At 66.4% G+C, this 21,948-nt stretch carries 17 protein-coding genes; 14 read left to right on the top strand and 3 right to left on the bottom strand.

Annotated elements, in window-relative coordinates; translation table 11 throughout:
- Positions 1-233: 233 nt before the first annotated feature.
- Entirely contained in the window at positions 234-2,198 is a 1,965-nt protein-coding gene (locus ACZK2G_RS06025; RefSeq protein WP_004148011.1) for an OPT family oligopeptide transporter, read from the bottom strand.
- A gap of 202 nt (positions 2,199-2,400) precedes the next feature.
- Between ACZK2G_RS06025 and ACZK2G_RS06020 the strand changes: the two genes are divergently transcribed.
- On the top strand, positions 2,401-3,549 hold the full coding sequence (locus tag ACZK2G_RS06020) for an acetyltransferase domain-containing protein (RefSeq protein WP_478474924.1): 1,149 nt from the start codon (positions 2,401-2,403) through the stop codon (positions 3,547-3,549).
- 89 nt (positions 3,550-3,638) lie between these two features.
- Entirely contained in the window at positions 3,639-5,393 is a 1,755-nt protein-coding gene (locus tag ACZK2G_RS06015) for a peptide MFS transporter (protein ID WP_478474923.1), read from the top strand.
- A 55-nt stretch (positions 5,394-5,448) separates the two neighbouring features.
- Here ACZK2G_RS06015 and ACZK2G_RS06010 read toward each other — a convergent pair whose 3' ends face one another.
- Together ACZK2G_RS06010 and ACZK2G_RS06005 are read right to left on the bottom strand one after the other, a co-directional pair.
- Complete coding sequence (locus tag ACZK2G_RS06010) at positions 5,449-7,437, bottom strand: alpha/beta hydrolase family protein (RefSeq protein ID WP_046985235.1); 1,989 nt, start codon at positions 7,435-7,437, stop codon at positions 5,449-5,451.
- Positions 7,438-7,616: 179 nt separating this feature from the next.
- The gene (locus ACZK2G_RS06005) at positions 7,617-8,252 is read right to left on the bottom strand and encodes a LysE/ArgO family amino acid transporter (protein WP_005408523.1); all 636 of its coding nucleotides are present in this window, start codon (positions 8,250-8,252) and stop codon (positions 7,617-7,619) included.
- Between the two features lie 136 nt (positions 8,253-8,388).
- On the opposite strand from ACZK2G_RS06005, the gene ACZK2G_RS06000 reads away from it, so the two are divergent.
- From ACZK2G_RS06000 to ACZK2G_RS05945, 12 genes are all read left to right on the top strand, one after another.
- The gene (locus ACZK2G_RS06000) at positions 8,389-9,294 is read left to right on the top strand and encodes a LysR family transcriptional regulator ArgP (RefSeq protein ID WP_046985233.1); all 906 of its coding nucleotides are present in this window, start codon (positions 8,389-8,391) and stop codon (positions 9,292-9,294) included.
- A 183-nt stretch (positions 9,295-9,477) separates the two neighbouring features.
- Positions 9,478-9,924 (top strand): GNAT family N-acetyltransferase, encoded by a 447-nt coding sequence (locus tag ACZK2G_RS05995; RefSeq protein ID WP_046985232.1) that lies wholly within the window; start codon positions 9,478-9,480, stop codon positions 9,922-9,924.
- A 195-nt stretch (positions 9,925-10,119) separates the two neighbouring features.
- The gene (gene mqo / locus ACZK2G_RS05990) at positions 10,120-11,820 is read left to right on the top strand and encodes a malate dehydrogenase (quinone) (RefSeq protein WP_478474920.1); all 1,701 of its coding nucleotides are present in this window, start codon (positions 10,120-10,122) and stop codon (positions 11,818-11,820) included.
- A gap of 303 nt (positions 11,821-12,123) precedes the next feature.
- Positions 12,124-14,319: a TonB-dependent siderophore receptor gene (locus ACZK2G_RS05985; RefSeq protein ID WP_478474919.1), complete on the top strand. Its 2,196-nt coding sequence runs from the start codon at positions 12,124-12,126 to the stop codon at positions 14,317-14,319.
- Positions 14,320-14,475: 156 nt separating this feature from the next.
- The gene (mdcA, locus tag ACZK2G_RS05980) at positions 14,476-16,119 is read left to right on the top strand and encodes a malonate decarboxylase subunit alpha (RefSeq protein ID WP_478474918.1); all 1,644 of its coding nucleotides are present in this window, start codon (positions 14,476-14,478) and stop codon (positions 16,117-16,119) included.
- A 10-nt stretch (positions 16,120-16,129) separates the two neighbouring features.
- Complete coding sequence (mdcC, locus tag ACZK2G_RS05975) at positions 16,130-16,450, top strand: malonate decarboxylase acyl carrier protein (protein ID WP_046988478.1); 321 nt, start codon at positions 16,130-16,132, stop codon at positions 16,448-16,450.
- Positions 16,447-17,355, top strand: a complete 909-nt coding sequence (locus tag ACZK2G_RS05970; RefSeq protein WP_478474917.1) for a biotin-independent malonate decarboxylase subunit beta — start codon at positions 16,447-16,449, stop codon at positions 17,353-17,355. The genes mdcC and ACZK2G_RS05970 overlap by 4 nt, the downstream gene beginning before the upstream one ends.
- Entirely contained in the window at positions 17,352-18,062 is a 711-nt protein-coding gene (mdcE, locus tag ACZK2G_RS05965; RefSeq protein ID WP_136638427.1) for a biotin-independent malonate decarboxylase subunit gamma, read from the top strand. The genes ACZK2G_RS05970 and mdcE overlap by 4 nt, the downstream gene beginning before the upstream one ends.
- On the top strand, positions 18,055-18,696 hold the full coding sequence (gene mdcG, locus ACZK2G_RS05960; RefSeq protein WP_136638426.1) for a malonate decarboxylase holo-[acyl-carrier-protein] synthase: 642 nt from the start codon (positions 18,055-18,057) through the stop codon (positions 18,694-18,696). Before mdcE ends, mdcG begins: the two co-directional genes overlap by 8 nt.
- Complete coding sequence (gene mdcB / locus ACZK2G_RS05955; RefSeq protein WP_478474916.1) at positions 18,693-19,550, top strand: triphosphoribosyl-dephospho-CoA synthase MdcB; 858 nt, start codon at positions 18,693-18,695, stop codon at positions 19,548-19,550. The genes mdcG and mdcB overlap by 4 nt, the downstream gene beginning before the upstream one ends.
- The gene (mdcH, locus tag ACZK2G_RS05950; RefSeq protein WP_253078433.1) at positions 19,547-20,467 is read left to right on the top strand and encodes a malonate decarboxylase subunit epsilon; all 921 of its coding nucleotides are present in this window, start codon (positions 19,547-19,549) and stop codon (positions 20,465-20,467) included. Before mdcB ends, mdcH begins: the two co-directional genes overlap by 4 nt.
- A gap of 104 nt (positions 20,468-20,571) precedes the next feature.
- Complete coding sequence (locus tag ACZK2G_RS05945) at positions 20,572-21,939, top strand: SLC13 family permease (RefSeq protein ID WP_046985730.1); 1,368 nt, start codon at positions 20,572-20,574, stop codon at positions 21,937-21,939.
- Positions 21,940-21,948 lie beyond the last annotated feature (9 nt).

Below are 21,948 nucleotides of genomic sequence, written 5' to 3'. Positions count from 1 at the left end.
GGGGTCTCCGCAGGACGGCAAAAAACCGATGTTAGGCCCGTGCGGGCGGGCCTGCCAAGGCCATCGGTCATGGCCGCGGCTGAGCTGCCGCCAGAAAAAGCAAACCGCGCCGTAGCGCGGTTTGTCGGAGGTCGGGGTCGGATCCGATTCCATGGGAATCGGCTCTGACCCCAGACGCTGCCAGCATGGGGTCAGAGCCCTTCCCTGCGGGAAGGGATCCGACCCCATGGCCCTTACGCCACGGCGCGCTTGCCGGTGCGGTAGATCAGCCAGCCGACCAGGAACAGCACGGCCAGGCCGATCCACTGCGCGGCCGGCAGGTGGAACGGCACGGCCAGCACGTCGGCGCGACTGCTGACCACGATCGGCACGGCGATGGCGATACCCATCAGTGCCTCGCCGGTGATCAGGCCGGCAGCGAACAGCACGCCCGGCTTGTGCACGCGGTCGCGGCCTTCTTCATCATCGGCGCGCACCTTGTGGAAACGCTCGACCAGGTAGGAGATCAGGCCGCCGAGGAAGATCGGCACCATCAGCTCCAGCGGCAGGTAGATACCGATCGCGGCGGCCAGCACCGGCACGCGGAAGCGCGCATTGCGCGACTTGAGCCAGCTGTCGAAGGCGATGATGGCCGCACCGACCACTGCACCGATGCCGATGAAGGTCCACGGCAGTTCACCACCGAACAGGCCCTTTGCGACCGAGGCCATCAGGTTGGCCTGCGGCGCGGCCAGCGCGTTCGGGTGCAGCTCGGACTTGACGCCGATGCCATAGGCGGTGGCCAGCAGGTTCAGCACCGGGGCCATGATCAGCGCGCACGAGAATGCGCCGATGCCCAGCATCAACTGCTGTTTCCAAGGGGTCGCGCCGACGATGTAACCAGCCTTCAGATCCTGCAGGTTGTCGCCACCGACGGCGGCGGCGCAGCACACCACCGCACCGATCATGATTGCGGCCACCGCACCCAGCGGTGCGCCGAAGGCACCCACCGGCTGCAGGCCATCCTTGCCCAGCAGCAGCACCAGCACCGCCGAAGCAAACAGGATGGTGGAGATGGTGATGCCCGAGACCGGGTTGTTGGACGAACCGATGAGGCCGGCCAGATAGGCCGACACCGACACGAACAGGAAGCCGGCGACGATCATGATCAGGGTCATCGGGATCGACACGTGCCACTGGCCGACGATGGCCTGGTACAGCGCCAGCAGCGGCAGGGTGAACACCACCAGGGCCACCAGCATCCACTTCATTGGCAGGTCGCGTTCGGTGTGCGCCAGTACCGGACCACCGCTCTTGCGGGCAGCGGCAAAGCCACTCTTGACCCCGTTGAGCAGCGACTTGCGCAGCGAGATCAGGGTCCAGATGCCGCCGATCAGCATCGCGCCGACACCCAGGTAGCGCATCTTCGCGCCCCAGATGGCAAACGCCGCCTCGGTGGAGGATGCGGTAGCGACCGAGGCGGCCAGGCCCGGATCGGTGTTCATGAAGAACGCCTGGTAGATCGGAATGGCGATGTGCCAGGTCAGGATCGAGCCGGACACCACCACGATGCCGACGTTCAGGCCGACGATGTAGCCCACGCCCAGCAGCGCCGGCGACAGGTTGGTGCCGATGAAGGCGGTGACCTTGGAGCTGCCGACGTAGGCCGAGGTAGCCCAGGCATCGGGAATCAGGCGCATGCCGCTTTCCGCGGCCAGCTTGACGAAGGCACCGATCACCGCCGACAGGCCGAGGATCTTCAGGCCCGGGCCCGGGTTCTCACCGGCCTTGAGCACTTCGGCCGCGGCCTTGCCTTCCGGGAACGGCAGCGGGTCTTCAACGATCATCGAGCGCCGCAGCGGCACCGAGAACAGCACGCCCAGCAGGCCACCGAGACCGGCGATGCCCAGCACCCACCAGTACTTGAAGTCCGGCCAGTAGCCCATGATCACCAGCGCGGGGATGGTGAAGATGACACCGGCGGCGATCGACGAGCCAGCCGAGGCACCGGTCTGCACGATGTTGTTTTCAAGGATGGAACCGCCACCCAGCAGGCGCAGCACGCCCATGGAAATGACCGCGGCGGGAATCGCGGTGGCGATGGTCAGGCCTGCGAACAGACCGAGGTAGGCGTTTGCGGCCGACAGCACCACCGCCAGCACGATGGCAAGGACCACCGCGCGGAAAGTGAGCTGCTTGGGCGCAGCGTCATGGTTCATGAAAGCCCCTGCTGGCAAAAAATCCCTGCCACGCTAGCGTTCAGGCTCCGGCAAGTCCAGCGTGCCAAAGGATGGGGCCCGATGCTGCGGTGCGATGGACCCGCACATGCACGGGCAACCGACCGATGCAGCAAAGCCGGAGTGGGCATGAACTCAATTGATATGTTATATCTTTCTGTTGCCCCTTCACATCCTGCATCGCATGCCCCCTTCCCCCGCCCCGCGCCTGGCCTCCATCGACCAGCTGCGCGGCACCGTGATGCTGCTGATGCTGCTCGACCACGTCCGCGAGACCTTCTTCCTGCAGTACCAGGTCAGCGACCCGATGGATGCGTCCACGGTCTCTCCCGCCCTGTTCGCCTGCCGCCTGCTGGCCCACCTGTGCGCGCCAGCGTTCGTGCTGCTCACCGGCCTGTCGGCCTGGCTGTACGGCCAGCGCCAGCCGGATCCACGACGGGCCACGGCCGCCTTCCTGCTCAAGCGCGGCCTGTTCCTGGTGGTGCTGGAACTGACCCTGGTCAACTTCGCCTGGACCTTGCAGCTGCCGCCGGACACGTTGTACCTGCAGGTGATCTGGGCTATCGGCCTCAGCATGATCGCGCTGGCCGGCCTGCTATGGCTGCCGCGCCCGGCCTTGCTGGTGCTGGCAATTGCGCTGGTGGCCGGCCATGACCTGCTCGACGGCGTGCGCGTGGAAGGCAATGGCGCGCTGGCAGTACTGTGGAAGGTGCTGCACCAGCGCGACTGGATCGAGGCCGGGACACTGCGATTGCGCACCTCCTACCCGGTGCTGCCGTGGATCGGAGTGATCGCCCTGGGTTACCTGATGGGACCGTGGTTCGCCCGCGAGCGCGCGCCGGAGCAGCGGCGGCGCTGGCTGTTCAGGGCCGGTGCGGGGGCGCTGGCCCTGTTCGCATTGCTGCGCTTCGCCAACGAATACGGCGATTCCCCCTGGCAGTACCAGACCACCGCGCTGCGTACCTGGCTGAGCATCTTCAACCTCACCAAGTACCCGCCGTCGCTGCAGTTCCTGCTGTTGACGCTGGGCGTGGGCCTGCTGCTGTTGCGCCTGTACGAATGGCCGCCGTTGGCACATGCGCTGCAGCCATTGGCCGATATTGGTGCAGCACCGATGTTCTTCTACCTGCTGCACCTGTATGTGCTGAAGGGGCTGTACCTGGCGGCGCTGGCGGCCTGGGGCCCGACCCACGGCGAGCTGTATGCGCTGGATTCGGTCAGCGGCCTGCTGCTGGTGGCCTGTGCACTGGCGGTGGTGATGTATCCGCCGACGCGGGCGTTCGCGCGGTTCAAGGCACGAAGGCGCGATCTGGCGTGGCTGCGGTACCTGTGACTCCGTTCGCCGGGCATGGCCCGGCGCTACCGGGTGCGGCGCCGGTTACGGGCCTATAATCGCGCCCTTTCCTGCTGTCCCTGCCGTCGATGACCGTTGCCGCTACTGCTTCCAACGACTTCCTGGGCCATCCCAAGGGCGTCTACGTCTGCTTCTTCACCGAAATGTGGGAGCGCTTCTCCTTCTACGGCATGAAGGCGCTGCTGCTGCTGTATCTGACCAAGTACCACCTGTTCGGCGACAAGGCCGGCCTGGACCTGCTCGGTGCTTATGGCGGCCTGGTGTACTGCATTCCGGTGTTCGGCGGCATGCTGGCCGACCGCTGGCTGGGCATGCGCCGGGCAGTGCTGTTCGGCGGCATCCTGCTGGTGCTCGGCCATCTGGGCATGGCCTTCGAGGGTCACGCCGCCTATCGGGTCAACGGCGAAGTGGTGCGCGATACCTCGGCACTGGCGGTGACCTACCTGTCGCTGGCGCTGATCATCATGGGCGTCGGCTTCCTCAAGCCGAACATCTCCACCATCGTCGGCAAGCTGTACGCCAAGGACGACCCGCGCCGTGATTCGGGCTTCTCGCTGTTCTACGCCGGCATCAACCTTGGCGCGCTGTTCTCGTCGCTGGTGTGTGGCTTCCTCGGCGAGGCCTACGGCTGGAAGTACGGTTTCGGTGCAGCCGGCATCGGCATGCTGGCCGGCCTGGCAATGTTCCTGTGGGGCCAGAAGTACCTGCAGGGCCATGCCGAACCGCCGCAGCCGGCCGCGCTGAAGCAGAAGGTGCTGGGCCTGCCGCGCGAATGGCTCATCTATCTGTGCGCGGTGCTCGGTGTGCTGCCTGTCGCGTGGCTGATGTGGGCGGCCGGCAACGGCGCGTTCGCGCTGGGCGGTGAAATCAGCCTGGCGCTGATGCTGATGCTGGTGGTGCTGGGCGGCGTACTGGTCTGGTTCGCCTGGTTCACCGGCAGCAAGTGCACGCCGGTACAGCGCCAGCAGATGATCGCGCTGATGGTGCTGATCTTCATGGCGCTGGTGTTCTTCATCATGTACGAGCAGTCCTACGGCTCGTGGGTGACCTTCACCGACCGCCTGCTGACCAAGGACATCGTGCCCTCGCTGGTGATCACCGGCGGCACGCCGCTGCCGTGGTCGATCATCTCGCTGCTGCTGGCGCCGCTGGGCTTCGTGGTCAGCGCGCGCCTTTCCGAACGACGCCCCGGCTCGACCGCACCGCGTGCGTTCTTCATCGGCATCGTTGCGCTGATGCTGGTGCTGCTGGTGCGCGACTGCCTGGTGATTCCGCAGACCGCCGGTTCGCTGACCTACCTGGGCGGCCTGTTCCTGGTGCTGCTGGCACCGGCCTTCGCGGCGTTGTGGACCTGGATGGACCGCCGCGGCTGGGAGCCGGGCAAGCCAGTGAAATCAGCGTGGGGCCTGGTGATCGGCGCGCTGTCGTTCGTGCCACTGGCGCTGGCCGCACAGCAGGTCGGCGCCACCGGCGAGATGGCCAGCGTGTGGTGGCTGGTGCTGGCCTACTTCCTGCTGGCCAGCGGTGAGATGTGCCTGTCGCCGGTCGGCCTGTCGGCGGTGACCCAGCTGGCCGTGCCGCGGGTGATGAGCCTGATGATGGGCACCTGGTTCCTGGCCACCGCATTCTCGGAGACGCTGGCCGCGCTGTTCGGCAAGCTGGCCGCGATCGAGGTGCCAGAAGGCGAATCGCTGGACATGGTGGCCGCGGCCGGCGCCTATGCCCACCTGTTCTGGCTGCTGATGTGGATCGGCCTGGGCTGCGCGGTGCTGGCCTTCATTGCTGCGCCACTACTGAAGCGGATGATGCACGGGGTGAAGTAACTTCCGCGCGTGTGGAAAGCCAGGGCGGCGGATCGAGCATCCGCCGCCCTTTGCGTCAGGGCGCCTTGTCCTTGCCGGCCACGGGTGCGGTGGTCGCGGTCTTGCCACCCAGGCTGCGCGACAGGAAGGCCAGCAGCTTGCCGTAGTACTCGCTGCGGTGGGCCTCGGTATAGAAGCCATGGCCCTCTGTCTTGTAGTACAGGCTTTCCACCGGGGTACCAGCGCGCTTGAGCGCTGCTTCCATGCGCTCGGTGTGCTGGATCGGCGCGCGCTTGTCTTCGCCACCCGCTGCGAGGAAAACCGGTACCTTGATCCGCTCGGCCAGGTTCACCGGCGAGACCGCGCCCAGCTTGGCCGGATCTCCCAGCCATTCGCGCAGGTAGGTCACACCTGAACCGCGGTCCTGGATATCGCCGCGGGTGTACATCATCGGCAGGTCGTAGACACCGACATAGCCGGCCGCGCACTGGTACAAGCCTGGCTCGCGGGCAGCGCCCATCATCGCCGAGTAGGCCCCGTAACTGGCGCCATAGATACAGATGCGCCGGCCATCGGCGATGCCCTCGGTGATCGCCCAGCGCGTGGCATCCGTGACATCGTCCTGCATCGCCGCGCCCCACTGCTGCGCACCGGCCTGGGTATGCGCACGGCCGTAATTGCCGGAGCCACGGAAATTGACCTGCAGCACGGCATAACCGGCAGCGGCCAGCATCTGGGTTTCACGGTCGTACTGGCCCGAATCGAAGATGTCGAAGGGGCCGCCATGCGGCATCACCACCATCGGCAGGTTGCGCCCGTCACTGCCGGCCGGCAGGGTCAGGAAGCCATGCAGCGGCAGTCCGTCGCGAGCCTTCAATGCAACCGGGCGCACGCTGGCACTGCGGTCCACATCGATCCACTCACTGCGGCTGATCAGGTGCTCGGCCTTGCGTGCCACTGTATCGTACAGATAGAAATCGCCGGGGTTCGCGCCCGACCAGGTCTCCACCAGCACAACGCGACCATCGCGGGTACTGGAGGTGATGTAGACCGCGCTTCCGAATGCCGCCTCCAGACTGCGGTACAGGCGCGCCTCGGCCGAACTGTCGTCGAAGAAGCGGGTCCGCGGCTTGTCCCCGAGGTACAGCGCACCCACGGGCACATGGGTCCCGGGTCGATGGATGATCCGGTACGGATTGACCACCTCGTCGCGCAGCAGCGTCGCGCGCTCACCGGTCTGCGGATTCCAGCTGACGATCGCGTTGGGCCCTTGCGCCTGCTCGACATTGAGATAGGCCAGGCCGTCACCAGCGGAGAAACCGATGGCGGTTTCGATGCGCTTGCTGACCGCTTCGTCATTGATCAGCTTCCAGTTGTCGCCGGAACGCTCACGGAAGTAGAGCTTGTTGACGTTGTCACTGCCGGCGCCGTGCACGAAGCGGACTTCGCCGGCACCATCGGTGGTGAACTCGCCACGCCGTACTGGCGACGACGCCACCCGCGAGCGACGGCCGCTGGTCACGTCCATCCGATCGACACGGGTGAAGGGGTCTTCGGCAAGCGGCCACACGGTAACCAGCACATTGCGCTCGTCGCCTGGCAGGTCATCGGCCAGGAATGCGGCAACGGCCTCCACCTTCTTCGGCTGGATCAGGGTGCCCGGCCCCTTGCTTTCCACCCGATAGCCGACCAAGAGCTCGCCGCGGTTGCCATTGGCATTGATCGCGTACAGCTCGCCAGTCGGGTTGGGCTGGTCAAGCGAACCCCACTTCTGGGCCAGGCCGATCAGCAGGCGCTCGTCGCTGACCCAATCGAACTGGTAGGCGTGATTCTTGTCCGGTGGCCGGAAATTGCCGACCATCTGCTTGTCCTTGAGGCGCAGCACCACGATCGCGGTGGCATCCTCCAGCGGCACGGTCGCCGCGACGTACTCGCCAGTCGGTGAAATCTTGATGTCGGTGAAGGCTTCCTGCCGCACGTACTGCGACAGATCCACCGCACCCACGCTGCCCATGGCAACGCACCCCAGAGCGGCCAGTGCAGCCGCCAACATCGTCCTGCGCATCCTTCCCCCTGCTCCTTCGGACACCTTGTCCTGGTCGCCGATTCTAGGCAGGCCCCGATGCTTCCCGCCAGAGGTGGACGAAGCGGCCCCACAAAAAACGACGGCACCGTTGCCGGTGCCGTCGTTACCACTACCTTGGAGAGAGAGTCAGGACGTGGGTTCGGGGGGCGTGCGCCGGGTCAATGGACCCCGCGCACCGCCAGAGTGAGGGCCAGGATGCTGAGGATCACGGCGATGGTGCCATCCAGCACGCGCCAGGTGCTGGGCTTGGTGAACAACGGTGCCAGCAGGCGCGCGCCGAGACCCTGCGCGGTCAGCCACAGGCAGCTGGCGGTGACCACGCCGGCCGCGAAGGCCATGCGGGCATTGCCGAAGTTCTCGGCGATCGAACCGATCACCATCATGTCCAGCCAGAAGTGCGGATTGATCAGCGAGAAACCGACTGCGGCCATCAGCACCGCGCGGCGGCTGCCGTCGTCGCTGTCAGCCTCGCCCATGCCGCCGCCACCGGCGATCGCACGGCGTGCCGACTTCATCGCGTACCAGGCCAGGAACGCGACACCGGTCCACAGCACTGCGGTGGTCAGCCACGGCAGCGCCGAGGTCAGCGTGCGCAGGCCGGCCACGCTGGCGAAGATGAAGATGGCATCGATGGCCGCGCAGGTGGCGACCACCGGCACGATGTGCTTGCGCAGGATGCCCTGGCGCAGAATGAAGGCGCTCTGGGCCCCGACCACGGCGAACAAGCCGATGCCGGTGGCTGCACCAGAGAACCAGGCACCGAGGCCGGTGCTGGCGGAGATGACCGAGAACATGGGATTCACTGCCTTTGCTTGCTTGGGGGCGGTGCCTCGCGAAGGCGGACAGCACCGGAACTGGCGCCATTGTCGCGCCGCAACATTAAAAAGACGAGCTAAACTTACTAATCCAACATTAGTGGAGCTTAATTCGATGCGTATCGACCATGCCCAGCTGCGCGCCTTGGCTGCAGTGATCCGCGAAGGTAGCTTCGACCGCGCCGCGCAGTCGCTGAATGTCACGCCGTCGGCCATCTCGCAGCGGGTCAAGGCACTGGAGGACAGAGTCGGCCGCCTGCTGGTCAAGCGTGGCACTCCGGCCACCGCCACCGCCGAGGGCCAGGTGCTGGTGCAGCTGGCCGAACAGACCGCCCTGCTTGAGCACGATGCGCTGCACCGGATGGGCCTGGCCGACGAGGACCTGCCGCAGGCCAGCATCCCGGTGGCGGTGAACCATGACAGCCTGGAAACCTGGTTCCCGCAGGCGGCCTTCCAGTTCGCGCAGAGCACCGGCACCACCCTGGACCTGCGCGTGGAAGACCAGGACCACACCGTCGAACTGCTGCGCCAGGGCACCGTGCTGGGTGCGGTGACCACCCTGGACGAGCCGGTGCAGGGCTGCCAGATCCATGCGCTGGGCAGCATCCGCTATGCCGCCACCTGCACCCCGGAGTTCCGCGAGCGCCATTTTGCCAAGGGTGTGACCGCCCAGGCCCTGGCCACGGCACCGGTACTGGTGTTCAACCGCAAGGACGATATGCAGTCACGCTTTGCGAGACGCATGGCCGGCGACGACCTGCCCAGCACCGCACCGACCTGGTGGATTCCCTCCACCCGTGCCTTTGTGCAGGCCAACCTGGGCGGCATGGGCTGGACCATGAATCCCCTGCCCTTGGTCAAGCGGCATCTGGACGCCGGACGCCTGGTCTACGTTCGCCAGCGCGCGTGGGAAGACGTGCCGCTGTACTGGCAGCACTGGAAGGGCGACGTGCAGACCATGGCGCTGCTGACCCGCGCAGTGCTGGAGGCGTCGTCGGCGCTGGTGCGGCGCAAGCGCTGATGAAGAGCCACCAAAAAGGGGACGGAGGGAACTAAGTCGCTTAAGACCCAAATGACATCCGGGACAAAGACGACTTAATCCCCTCCGTCCCCTTTTTGCTCCATCGGATCTCCACGAAACCTCCACATCCGGTCCATGCGCGATGCGGATACTGATCGGCCAATCACTACAAGGATGTCCTGCATGCCCGTCTCCGTGCGCGATGCCCACCCCGACGATGCCGCCGCCTGCATCGACCTGCGCGGGCGTACCCGCGAGAACGCCTTCAGTGCCGCTCAACTGGCAGAACTGGGCATCACCGAGCAGAGCTGGGCCGCAGGCATCGCCGAAGGCGATTCGATCGGTCGTGTTGCCTGGGAAGGCGAGCGCATGGCCGGCTACTGTTTCGCCGACCGCGACAGCGGCGAGGTGCTGGTACTGGCCCTGCTGCCGGACTACGAAGGCCGTGGCATCGGCCGGCAGCTGCTGCAGGAAGTGGTCAGCCTGACCCGCGACGCCGGCCACCAGCGCCTGTTCCTGGCCTGTTCGGCAGACCCCCGTTCGCGCTCTCACGGCTTCTACCGCCGCCTGGGCTGGCGCCCGACCGGTGAGATCGACGACGCCGGAGACGAGATTCTGGAACTGGTCTGATTGAAGGCGTCGCCAGGCATGGCCTGGCGCTACCGGGTGAAGGTGCCGCGAAACGCCGGATGCTGCGTTGCATCAAAAAAGGACCAGAAGCGGTTAAAATCCGCGAATGGATGGCGCAACGCCTTGTTTCTTCACGTCCTTTCGCGTTCCCTCGCGCATCCTGACCCCCTCCCCTCCGCCAACGATCCCGCCCCCATGAAGAAATTTGGCAAGGTTCTGCTCGCCCTGCTCGTGCTGCTGTTGCTGGCCGCCGCACTGTTCCTGTACTGGCCGCTGACCAAGCGCTCGGTGCCCGCCGCCAGCAACGACAAGCCCGTCGACGTTGTACTGGTCGGCGCCGGCATCATGAGCATCACCCTGGCCACCTACCTGCAGGAACTGCAGCCGGACTGGAACATCCAGATCTACGAACGCCTCGACGGCGTCGCCGGTGAAAGCTCCGACGGCTGGAACAACGCCGGCACCGGCCACTCGGCCTTCGCCGAACTGAACTACACCCCGGAACTGCCCGATGGCAGCATCGAGACCAAGCGCGCGGTCGGCATCGCCGAATCGTTCGAAGTCTCACGCCAGTTCTGGTCGCACCAGGTGAAGGAAGGGCGGCTGAGCCAGCCCAGCGACTTCATCAACCCGACCCCGCACATGAGCTTCGTCTGGGGCGATGACAACATCGCCTACCTGCACAAGCGCCAGCAGGCGCTGGTGAAGAACCCGCTGTTCTACGGCATGCAGTACTCCGAGGACCCGGCGCAGATCAAGCAGTGGGCACCGCTGCTGATGGAAGGCCGTGATCCGAAGCAGAAGGTTGCCGCAACGTGGATGCCGCTCGGCACCGACGTCAACTTCGGCGTCATCACCCGCCAGCTGACCGCCGGCCTGCAGCACAGCCCGAACTTCGGCCTGCACCTCAACCACGAGGTCAGCGCACTGCGGCAGAACGCGGACAAGAGCTGGAACGTGACGGTGAAGGACCTCAAGGCCGGCACCGAATCCACCACCCACGCCCGCTTCGTGTTCATCGGTGCTGGTGGCGCGGCGCTGAAGCTGCTGCAGATGTCGGGCATCCCGGAATCGAAGGACTACGCCGGCTTCCCGGTGGGCGGCCAGTTCCTCGCCTTCCAGGGCCAGGACGTGACCTCGCGCCATGGCGTGAAGGCCTATGGCATGGCCGAGACCGGTTCGCCGCCGATGTCGGTGCCGCACCTGGATGCGCGCAAGCTGGATGGCAAGCCGGTGGTCCTGTTCGGGCCGTTCGCGCTGTACAGCACCAAGTTCCTCAAGCACGGCTCGTGGTGGGACCTGTATTCCTCGGTCAACCACAACAACGTCGGCCCGATGCTGGAAGTGGGCAAGGACAACCTGGACCTGGTGCAGTACCTGATGGGCCAGGCGCGCCTGAACGATGCCGATCGCCAGGCCGAACTGGTCAAGTACTTCCCCAATGCCAAGCCGGGCGACTGGAAGCTGGTCACCGCCGGCCAGCGCGTGCAGATCATCAAGCGTGATCCGCTGAAGGGCGCGGTGCTGCAGTTCGGTACCGAGATCGTGACCGACAAGGACCACACCATCGCCGCCCTGCTCGGCGCTTCGCCGGGTGCGTCGACCTCGCCGCCGATCATGCTGGACCTGATGGCCAAGGCCTTCCCGGACCAGATGAAGGCCGGCTGGGAAAGCCGTCTGCGCGAGATCGTGCCGTCGTACGGGCGCAAGCTCAACGACAGCGCGGCGCTGGTCAATGAGATCCGCACGCTGACCAGCCAGAGCCTGCACCTGCCGTACCTGGAGGTGCCGGTGGACGCGGACGCGGCGGCGCCGGCCCCGGCGGTCGCGCCGGCAGCGGTGCCGGCACCGGCCAAGGAAAAGCGCAACGCCAACGAGGAACTGCAGGCGCTGTAAGCCAGGCAGACTCCCTGCTGCAGACACGGACGGCCACCCTCGGGTGGCCGTTCGCGTTTGCAGGGCTGCGGGTCAGAGCCCGTTGCCTGCGGCAACAGGATCCGACCCCCAAACGGGCGCTGCTGCATGCCGGGAAGCCTCTGCGCAATGACGAGAATTGTAATGTTGTTAAGAATTATTTACATTTGCGTCCTGCGCAGTGACCGCGCCTCTCCCAGATGGACCTGCCGTGCCCGAAGCCGCCGCCCCGGGTGCTGGACGACTGCTGCCGCCCCCTTCCCGTCTCCGAGCTTCGAACCCGCCATGTCCCTGACGTTCCGTAATCGCCTGCCCCGCCGTGCGCTGCTGCCGGCTGCCCTGCTGTCCTCGCTCGCAGTGGTCGCGTCTCCGGCGTTCGCCGAGGCCGCCGTCGATGGTGCTGCCGATGCCAAAACCCTGGACCGGGTCAGCGTGCGCGCCGGAAAATCCGCGCCGCCGGCCAGCACCACCCGCCTGCCGATCACCCTGCAGGAAACCCCGCAGTCGGCCACCGCTATCAGCCTGAAGCGCCTGCAGGACGAATCGCTGTTCAGCATCAACGATGTGATGCGCAACGTCACCGGCGTCAGCGTGTCCTTCTATGACACCCAGCGCCCGCTGTACTACGCGCGTGGCTTCGCCATCACCGACTTCCAGGTCGATGGCATTCCCACCTACAGCGGTTCGACCAACCAGGAATACGACACCGCCTTCTACGACCGCATCGAAGTGATCCGCGGCGCCAACGGCCTGCTCAGCGGTGCCGGTGTGCCGTCGGCCACGGTCAACCTGCTGCGCAAGCGCCCGGGCAAGGAGTTCGACGCCTCGTTCTCGGTCAGCGCCGGCAGCTGGGACTATCGCCGCATGGAAGCCGACGTGACCGCGCCGCTGACCGCCGACGGCCGCTTCCGCAGCCGCGTGGTCGCCGCCTATACCGATCGTGGCCTGTACTACGACCGCTACGACGAAAACAAGATGGCCGGCATGGCGGTGCTGGAAGGCGATGTCACCGACAGCACCACCCTCACCCTCGGCTACCAGAGCCAGGACAACAACCCCACCGGTTCGACCTGGGGCACCGTGCCGTTCTTCGACAGCCAGGGCAACTTCGCGCACCTGCCGCGCTCGACCAATCTGTCGCCGAAGTGGAGCTACTGGAAGCGCGAGAGCAACACCGCCTTCGCCAACCTGGAACAGCGTTTCGGCGACAACTGGCTGTTGAAGATCAACACCGCCTACACCCGCGGCAACGTGCAGAACGTACGCCTGTACGGCACCGGCAACCCGGACCCGGTGATCGGCTCGGGCATCTACCTGCGTGCCGCTGCCGGTGATTCCAAGGACACCCGCCGCAATGTCGATGCCTACCTGACCGGCAGTTTCCCGCTGTTCGGCCGCGACCACGATGTCACCCTCGGTGCGCAGTGGTCGGATCTTGAAGGCACCACCAACACGCTCGCACTGAACTTCCCGACCGACTGGGCGCGCTGCGGCAGCGACCGCTGCTACTACATTCCCAACGTGTACAGCTGGAACGGCGACATCTCCGAGGTGACCTACCGCCGCACCGGCGCGCGCCGCGTGGCCAAGACCACGCAGAGTGGCGTCTACCTGGCCACCCGCCTGCGACTGGCGGATCCGCTGTCGCTGATTGCCGGTGCACGCCTGAGCCGCTGGGAAACCCTCAGCCGCTCGTACAACGCGACCGGTACCTACACCGGCACCAGCGGTGCGTACAAGGTCAGCGATGAAGTCACCCCATACGTGGGCCTGGTCTACGACATCACTCCGAACGTGTCGGCCTACGCCAGCTACACCGAGATCTTCAATCCGCAGAACTTCAAGGACCGCAACGAGAACCTGCTGGCACCGGTGCAGGGCTCGAACCTGGAAGCAGGCATCAAGACGCAGTGGCTCGATGGCCGCCTGACTGCCAATGCCGCCGTGTTCGAGGCCAAGCAGGACAACTACGCGGTGCGTGACATGAGCGTGCCGGACGGTTCGCTCAGCGATGGCACCTCCGCCTACATCGGGATCAACGGCACCAAGGCCCGCGGCTGGGAGATGGACGTCAACGGCGAGATCCTGCCGGGCTGGACGGTCAATGCCGGCTATACCCACGTCAAGGTCACCCGCGCCGCCACCGATCTGCTGTACGCCAATCCGCCCAAGGACCTGCTGCAGCTCAACACGCAGCTGCAGCTGCGCGGCGCGCTGGAGCGCCTGAGCATCGGCGGTGGCCTGCAGTGGCAGAGCAAGGTGCAGGGCTACAACATCGCCTACCCGTTGGGCGGCACGGTCACCGTGAACCAGCCGGCCTACATGCTGGTGCAGTTCAACGCCAACTATCGCATCAGCGACAACTGGACCGCGACGCTGAGCGTGCGCAATGCGCTGGACAAGACCTACTGGGCCAACCTGGACTACAACAACTACGGCGAACCACGCTTCGTGTCGGCCAGCCTGCGCTGGAAGTTCTGAGGGGCCCGCGAACCGGTGGGTGCCGACCGTTGGTCGGCACACCCCAACCCTGAATGGGCCCGCCTCCGCGCGGGCCCTTCTTTTTGCTGCATTGCGGGTTGCACGCCCGTTCGTAATTATGGCGTAATTATCTCAACGCCAATCGGAAGCCGGTCGATGAACCCGAGCTGGGATACGTTGGAACGCAGCCGTCAGGCGCGCCTGGAGCGTGCTTCGCCCTGGGCACGCGGCCATGAGGTCGCCGCCGCCGACGTCGGCGAGCTGCTGCACGCACTGCTGGAGCCGGGCGACAAGGTCTGCCTGGAAGGCAACAACCAGAAGCAGGCCGACTTCCTTGCCCAGTGCCTGGCCGACCTCGATCCCACGCGGGTGCATGACCTGCACATGGTGCAGTCGGTGCTGTCGCTGCCCTCGCACCTGGATGTATTCGAGCGCGGCATCGCCTCGAAACTGGACTTCTCGTTCTCCGGCCCGCAATCGGTGCGGCTGGCGAATCTGGTGGCCGAAGGACGCATCCAGATCGGTGCCATCCACACCTACCTGGAACTGTTCGGCCGCTACTTCATCGACCTCACGCCGCGCATGGCGCTGGTCGCGGCGCAGGCGGCGGACCGCCACGGCAACCTCTACACCGGCCCGAACACCGAAGACACCCCGGTGATCGTCGAGGCTACCGCGTTCGGTGGCGGCATCGTCATCGCCCAGGTCAACGAGATCGTCGACACCCTTCCCCGCGTCGACATTCCGGCCGACTGGGTCAACTTTGTGGTGCAGGCGCCGAAGCCGAACCACATCGAACCGCTGTTCACCCGCGATCCGGCACAGATCTCCGAGATCCAGGTGCTGATGGCGATGATGGCGATCAAGGGCATCTACGCCGAGTACGGCGTGAACCGCCTCAATCATGGCATCGGCTTCGACACCGCCGCCATCGAGCTGCTGCTGCCGACCTACGCCGAATCGCTGGGGCTGAAGGGAAAGATCTGCCAGCACTGGGCGCTCAATCCGCACCCGGCGCTGATTCCTGCCATCGAATCGGGTTTCGTCAGATCGGTGCACTCGTTCGGTTCGGAACTGGGCATGGAGAAGTACATCGCTGCGCGCGGTGATGTGTTCTTCACCGGCGCCGATGGTTCGATGCGCTCCAACCGCGCGTTCTCGCAGACCGCAGGGCTGTATGCCTGCGACATGTTCATCGGCTCCACCCTGCAGATCGACCTGCAGGGCAACAGTTCCACCGCAACGCGCGACCGTATTGCCGGTTTTGGTGGCGCACCCAACATGGGCTCGGATGCACGCGGCCGCCGCCATGCCAGCGACGCCTGGATCAAGGCGGGCCAGCAAGCCGCGCGGCCGGGCGAGATGCCACGCGGACGCAAGCTGGTGGTGCAGATGGTGGAAACCTTCCGCGAGCACATGGCGCCGGCCTTCGTCGACCGCCTCGATGCCTGGGACCTGGCCGAGCGCGCGGCCATGCCGCTGCCGCCGGTGATGATCTACGGCGACGACGTCAGCCATGTACTGACCGAGGAAGGCATCGCCAACCTGCTGCTGTGCCGCACTCCTGAGGAGCGCGAACAGGCGATCCGTGGCGTGGCCGGCTACACCGCAGTGGGCATGGGCCGCGACCGCGCGATGGTGGAGAACCTTCGCGACCGTGGCGTCATCCGCCGTCCCGATGACCTTGGTATCTCCGTGCGCGATGCCAGCCGCGATCTGCTGGCCGCACGCTCGGTGAAGGACCTGGTTCGCTGGTCCGGCGGACTGTACGACCCGCCCAAGCGCTTCCGCAACTGGTAAGGGACAGAGCATGGAAACCCTTGACTATCAATTCGACGGCACGACGCCTGCACACTTCCCCACCGATGCGGTGCTGGTCGGCGTGCTGGCATCGGGCAACCTGGAAATCCTGCTGGAGCCGGCCGCACTGGACGGCGCGATGACGGTGCGCATCATCACCTCCGCGCAGGGCTTCGGCAGCGTGTGGCAAGCGGTGATCACCGACTTCGCGCGACGCCATCCGCTGCGCGATGTGCGCATCTCGATCAACGATGCCGGCGCAACCCCGGCGGTGGTCAGCCTGCGCCTTGACCAGGCAGTGGAAACGCTACTGGCCGGAGGCACGCCATGAACCGCGTACAGCGCCACAGCTACTACGAAGCCGACGCCCGCGAGCGTATCGCCGGCCTGGTCGATGCCGGAACGTTCCAGGAATTCCTGGGCCCTGCGCGACGGATGATGAGCCCGCATCTGGCGCAGCTGGACCAGCCGGCGGCGTTCGACGACGGCATCGTTGTGGGTGAAGCCACCCTGCGTGGCCGGCGCGTGCTGCTTGCCGCACAGCAGGGCCAGTTCATGGGCGGCGGCGTCGGTGAAGTACACGGTGCCAAGCTCTCTGGCCTGCTGCGCCGCGCAGCCACGACCCGGCCCGAAGGCGTACTGCTGCTGCTCGATACCGGCGGCGTGCGCCTGCACGAAGCCAATGCGGGATTGATTGCCATTTCCGAGATCATGCGCGCCACGCTGGATGCGCGCGCTGCAGGCGTGCCGGTGGTGGCACTGATTGGCAGCGGCAACGGCGCGTTCGGTGGCATGGGCATCGTCGCCCGCTGCTGCAGCACCGTGATCATGTCGGAGGAAGGCCGGCTGTCGCTGTCCGGGCCGGAGGTGATCGAGACGGTTCGCGGCGTGGAAGAGTTCGATTCCCGCGACCGCGCACTGGTCTGGCGGGTGACCGGTGGCAAGCACCGCTACCTGATCGACCAGGCGCAGGTACTGGTGCCCGATGCCATCGAGGCGTTCGCGCAGGCAGCATTCGATGCACTACAGCCGGACACGGCCAGCACCGATGCCGATGCGGCATTGAGTGCGCTGCAGGCCCGCCATGTCGCGTTGAAGGCACGCGTGCAGGCGTGGGGCGGATGCCGCGATGGACTTGAGATCTGGTCTCTCCAGGGCATCGCCGAACCCGAGCGGCTGCCGCTGCTGGATACCGATGCCTTCCTCGCCGCCACCGCCGATCGGAGCCTGCCATGAGCCTTCCGCTGCACGCGCTGCTCGATGCCCTGTTCCCGCGTGGCCACGCCATTGCGGTGAACGATTCGGTACTGACCGGCAGCGCCGCCACGGACGAAGGCGACGTGACCGTGATCGGCACCGCCGACAAGCTTGAGGTGGGTGTGGACCACGCGATGACACTGGCCGAAACCGTGCTGGCCAGCACCGCCGCGCACCCACAGCAACCGATCGTGATGCTGGTCGACACCGCCGGCCAGCGCCTGGCGCGCCGTGACGAACTGCTTGGCATCAACGGTTACTTCGCGCACCTGGCGCAGACGCTGGATCTGGCTCGCCGACGCGGTGCGCGGCTGGTGACCCTGGTCTATGGCGAGTCGGTCAGCGGCGGCTTCCTGTCGTTCGGCTTGATGGCTGACCACATCCACGCCCTGCCCGATGCGCAGGTGCGGGTAATGGACCTGCGCGCGATGGCAAGGGTGACCAAGCAGCCGCTGGAGAAACTTCAGGCACTCAGCCAGAGCTCGCCGGTGTTCGCGCCGGGTGTGGAGAACTACGTGGCAATGGGTGCGGTGGAATCGCTGTGGGATGGCGATCTGGCCACGCACCTGCTTCAGGCTCTGCGCACGCCCGCCGAAGGCGACTGCCGCGCCGCGCGGGGTGCTGAACGTGGTGGGCGCACACTATCCGCAAGCGTGGCGGCAGCCGTGAGCCAGGGCGATGCCTGAGCGGCTGCCCCGCCATACGCTGGTCTGGTTGTCGGCGCGCGCCGGCTGGCAGGCGGACATCGCTGCGCATGAGCCGCGCCTGGCCAACTGGTTTGCGCAGGGTCTGCCGGCCATCGTTGCGCGTCGTGCCGCGGACGATGCCGACCCACGCCTGCGCCTCGGCGTGCCGCTGCCCCCGATGGAGGGCAAGCTGCGCCTCGCTCTGCGCGTGCCGGCACGCGATGTGCTGCGCACCGCGCCGCCACCGACGCTGCAGGCCGTGCTGGAAAGCGACCTTGCACCGGACTGGCAGCGTCCCCTGCTGGCGTTGCAGGACATCGCAGCAGCACGCGTGTTCGGAGCGTTTGCCTGGCAGTACCTCACTGGACTGCACTATGTGCACGCGCGCTCGGACATCGATCTGCTGTGGCGGATCGACACCACCGCGCAGGCCGATGCCCTGGCTGCAAAGCTGCAGGCATGGGAAGCCGGATACGGTCGCCGGGTCGATGGCGAGCTGTGCCTGGCCGACGGTGCCGCCGTGAACTGGCGGGAGTACGCGGGACGCACCCGCGAGGTACTGGTCAAGCGCCCGGAAGGCGCCGCACTGGAACTGCGCGAGTCCGTGTTCGCCTCCGCCGGGGTGAGCGCATGAACGCCGTTGCGCAGCCGACTGTCCGGCCAGCAACGGCCGTGGACTGCGCGCGCCTGGGGCGTCTCGCCGTTGCCAGCCTGCATGCAGAACTGGCCTTGGCACCGAAGCCGGGACTGGTCACACCGTTCGATCGCGGCAGCCACCACGACATGGATGCCGGCACGTTCCTGCGCAGCCTGTTTGCGCTGCGCCACTATTTCACCGCCGTGGCCCGCGCCGGCGCTACGGAATCCCCGTTCGAGGCGTTGCGCCAGCACGGTATCGCGGCCGAAGCAGCGATGCTGCGTGCCACCTCGGGCGTCAACACCCATCGCGGTGCGATCTTCAGCCTCGGCCTGCTGGTGGCGGCCGCCGCTGTCTGTCGCTTCCGCCTGGGCCATGCCGCCACCGGTGAGCAGATCTGCCTGGAGGTACGCCGTTGGGCTGCGGATTTCGCAAACGCCCCGCTGGATGCAGCCAGCCCAGGCCAGCGTGTGCGCGCCCTGCACAAGGTGCCGGGCGTGCGCGAGCAAGCCGCCGCCGGTTACCCGCTGTTGCGCGAGGTGGCGCTGCCCAGCCTGCGCGATGCGCTGGCCAGTGGCCTGACGCGTGAGGCCGCGATGTGCCACACGCTGATGCAGCTGGTCGCCCACACCGACGACCTCAACCTGCTGCATCGCGGTGGTGCTGAAGGCCTGCGTTGGGCACAGCAGCAGGCGCAGGATTTCCTTGCTACCGGCGGAGCCTTTGCACCGGACTGGCGCGCACGCCTGAAGCTCGTCGCTGATGCCTTCGTTGCGCGTCGGCTGAGCCCGGGCGGCAGCGCCGATCTGTTGGCATGCAGCGTGTTCCTGCTGCACCAGGAGCGCGCATGAGCCTTGCCCTGCTCTGCCCCGGACAAGGCGCACAGCATCCGGCGATGTTCGATCGCGTGCGCGACCTTGCTGCCGCACGGCCGGTGCTCGATGCCACCAGCGAACTGCTGGGCCGCGATGTATTCGCCGCCGCGACGGCCGACGACCGCTTCGACAATGTGCAGGCGCAGCCCCTGCTGTGCGCGGCAAGCCTGGCGCACTGGCAGGGCCTGCGCGAGGTGTTGCCAACGCCGACAGTGATCGCGGGCTACAGCATCGGCGAACTGGCCGCCCACGCCATCGCTGGAAGCATCGATGCAGCCACCTGCCTGGCATTGTCCGCGCAGCGTGCGCACCTGATGGATGCCGCCAGCCCCGACGATGCTGGGCTCCAAGCGGTCCTGGGAGTTGACCGCATTGCCACGCAGCGGTTGTGCGATGCGCATGGCGCCTTCATCGCGATCGCCAACGGCCACGACCACTTCATCGTAGGCGGCGCATGGCGGTCGCTGCACGCATTGGCGGAGGACGCGCAGTCGCACGGTGCCGAGATCCGTCCGCTGCCGGTCCATGTGCCCGCGCACACGCCGCTGCTGGCTGGCGCAGTGGCACCGTTTGCCGCCGCACTGGAAGCAGCGTCACTGCAGGCGCCACGCCTACCTCTTCTGGCCGGCATCGATGCGCGCCCGGTGCGTGATCGCGCCACGATGGTCCACACGTTGTCGGCGCAGCTGGCACAGACCATCGAATGGGCGCAGGTGATGCGCCAGGCCTTCGAGCGCGGCGCGCGGGTGTTCCTGCAGCTGGGCCCGGGCAACGCATTGGCACGCATGATCGCGCCGGCCTATCCGTGCTGCGAGGTGCGCGCAGTGGAAGAGTTCCACAGCCTTGAAGGCGCGGCGGCATGGGTCCACAGCGCGCTGGAGCGGCTGCAGTAACGGGTTCGAGCAATACGTATCACGCAACACGCAGTACGTCGCCTTACCCCGGGATGGCGGGTCTCCATCCGCGCTGTACGTGAGTCACGTGTCTGGGAGGGCGCATGAGTCCACAAATCGCAACGATCATCGGTCTGGTGATCATGTTCATCGTTGCCACTGCGATGCCGATCAACATGGGCGCCGTCGCCTTCGCGCTGGCCTTCATCATCGGCGGGCTGTGGGTCGACATGGGGGGCAAGGAAGTCCTGGCCGGCTTCCCCGGCGATCTGTTCCTGACCCTGGTCGGCATCACCTACCTGTTCGCCATCGCGCAGAAGAACGGCACCATCGACCTGCTGGTGCACTGGGCAGTGAAAGCCGTGCGCGGCCATATCGTGGCCATTCCGTGGGTGATGTTCGTGATCACTGCGGTGCTGACCGCCTTCGGTGCGCTGGGCCCGGCAGCGGTGGCGATCATCGGCCCGGTCGCGCTGCGCTTCGCAAAGCAGTACAACATCAACCCGCTGATGATGGGCCTGCTGGTCATCCACGGCGCACAGGCGGGCGGCTTCTCGCCGATCAGCGTGTATGGCAGCATCACCAACGGCGTGGTGCAGAAGGCCGGGCTGGAGGTGACCGAGATGGCGGTGTTCCTGACCAGCCTGGGCTTCAACTTCATGATGGCGACGATCTGCTTCTTCGCCTTCGGTGGCATCGCCCTGCTGCGTCGTGGTTCGATCACCGCGGCGGGAACAGTCGGCAACGCGGAGCTGGCGATGGCCGGTGGCCCGCAGGCGTCGTCGCGCCAGTTCGCGATCGAAGGCCACGGCGCGCTGGTCGCAGCAGGCGGCGGCACGCTCAGCAATGATCCGGCGGCACTGGATGCGGTGAGCCTGACCCGCGAACGGTTGTTCACCCTGATCGGCCTGCTCGGCCTGGGCGTGGCCGCGCTGATCTACAACCTCAACGTAGGTCTGGTGTCGATCACTGTGGCGGTGGTGCTGGCACTGCTTTCGCCGCAGAGCCAGAAAGGCGCGGTCGATGGCATCAGCTGGTCCACCGTACTGCTGATCTGTGGCGTGGTGACCTACATCGGCGTGCTGGAACATGCTGGCGCTGTGGACTTCATCGGGAATGGTGTCTCCGACATCGGCATCCCGCTGCTGGGCGCACTGCTGGTCTGCTACGTCGGCGGCATCGTCTCCGCATTCGCCTCGTCGGCAGCGGTGCTGGGCGCGACGATTCCACTGGCCGTGCCGTTCCTGATGCAGGGTCACCTCAGCGCCGCCGGCGTGATCTGCGCGCTGGCGGTATCGTCCACCATCGTCGATGTCAGCCCGTTCTCCACCAATGGCGCACTGGTGGTGGCCTCCGCCGCAAAGGAAGAACGCGAGACCCTGTTCCGCCGCTTCCTGGTCTACAGCGGCCTGGTGGTGGCGCTGGGGCCGTTGCTGGCCTGGCTGGTGTTCGTGGTACCGGGCTGGATGTAACCGCCATCC

The organism is Stenotrophomonas sp. 107298_Sma, assembly GCF_056480345.1.
The sequence above is the reverse complement of the archived record's forward strand: the minus strand, read 5'-3'. Positions and strand labels throughout refer to the sequence as shown.

Bases quoted from the DNA above. Each gene is read 5' to 3' on its own strand.
- ACZK2G_RS06025 (WP_004148011.1), bottom strand. From the start codon at position 2,198: ATGAACCATGACGCTGCGCCCAAGCAGCTCACTTTCCGCGCGGTGGTC.
- ACZK2G_RS06020 (WP_478474924.1), top strand. From the start codon at position 2,401: ATGCCCCCTTCCCCCGCCCCGCGCCTGGCCTCCATCGACCAGCTGCGC.
- ACZK2G_RS06015 (WP_478474923.1), top strand. From the start codon at position 3,639: ATGACCGTTGCCGCTACTGCTTCCAACGACTTCCTGGGCCATCCCAAG.
- ACZK2G_RS06010 (WP_046985235.1), bottom strand. From the start codon at position 7,437: ATGCGCAGGACGATGTTGGCGGCTGCACTGGCCGCTCTGGGGTGCGTT.
- ACZK2G_RS06005 (WP_005408523.1), bottom strand. From the start codon at position 8,252: ATGTTCTCGGTCATCTCCGCCAGCACCGGCCTCGGTGCCTGGTTCTCT.
- ACZK2G_RS06000 (WP_046985233.1), top strand. From the start codon at position 8,389: ATGCGTATCGACCATGCCCAGCTGCGCGCCTTGGCTGCAGTGATCCGC.
- ACZK2G_RS05995 (WP_046985232.1), top strand. From the start codon at position 9,478: ATGCCCGTCTCCGTGCGCGATGCCCACCCCGACGATGCCGCCGCCTGC.
- mqo (WP_478474920.1), top strand. From the start codon at position 10,120: ATGAAGAAATTTGGCAAGGTTCTGCTCGCCCTGCTCGTGCTGCTGTTG.
- ACZK2G_RS05985 (WP_478474919.1), top strand. From the start codon at position 12,124: ATGTCCCTGACGTTCCGTAATCGCCTGCCCCGCCGTGCGCTGCTGCCG.
- mdcA (WP_478474918.1), top strand. From the start codon at position 14,476: ATGAACCCGAGCTGGGATACGTTGGAACGCAGCCGTCAGGCGCGCCTG.
- mdcC (WP_046988478.1), top strand. From the start codon at position 16,130: ATGGAAACCCTTGACTATCAATTCGACGGCACGACGCCTGCACACTTC.
- ACZK2G_RS05970 (WP_478474917.1), top strand. From the start codon at position 16,447: ATGAACCGCGTACAGCGCCACAGCTACTACGAAGCCGACGCCCGCGAG.
- mdcE (WP_136638427.1), top strand. From the start codon at position 17,352: ATGAGCCTTCCGCTGCACGCGCTGCTCGATGCCCTGTTCCCGCGTGGC.
- mdcG (WP_136638426.1), top strand. From the start codon at position 18,055: ATGCCTGAGCGGCTGCCCCGCCATACGCTGGTCTGGTTGTCGGCGCGC.
- mdcB (WP_478474916.1), top strand. From the start codon at position 18,693: ATGAACGCCGTTGCGCAGCCGACTGTCCGGCCAGCAACGGCCGTGGAC.
- mdcH (WP_253078433.1), top strand. From the start codon at position 19,547: ATGAGCCTTGCCCTGCTCTGCCCCGGACAAGGCGCACAGCATCCGGCG.
- ACZK2G_RS05945 (WP_046985730.1), top strand. From the start codon at position 20,572: ATGAGTCCACAAATCGCAACGATCATCGGTCTGGTGATCATGTTCATC.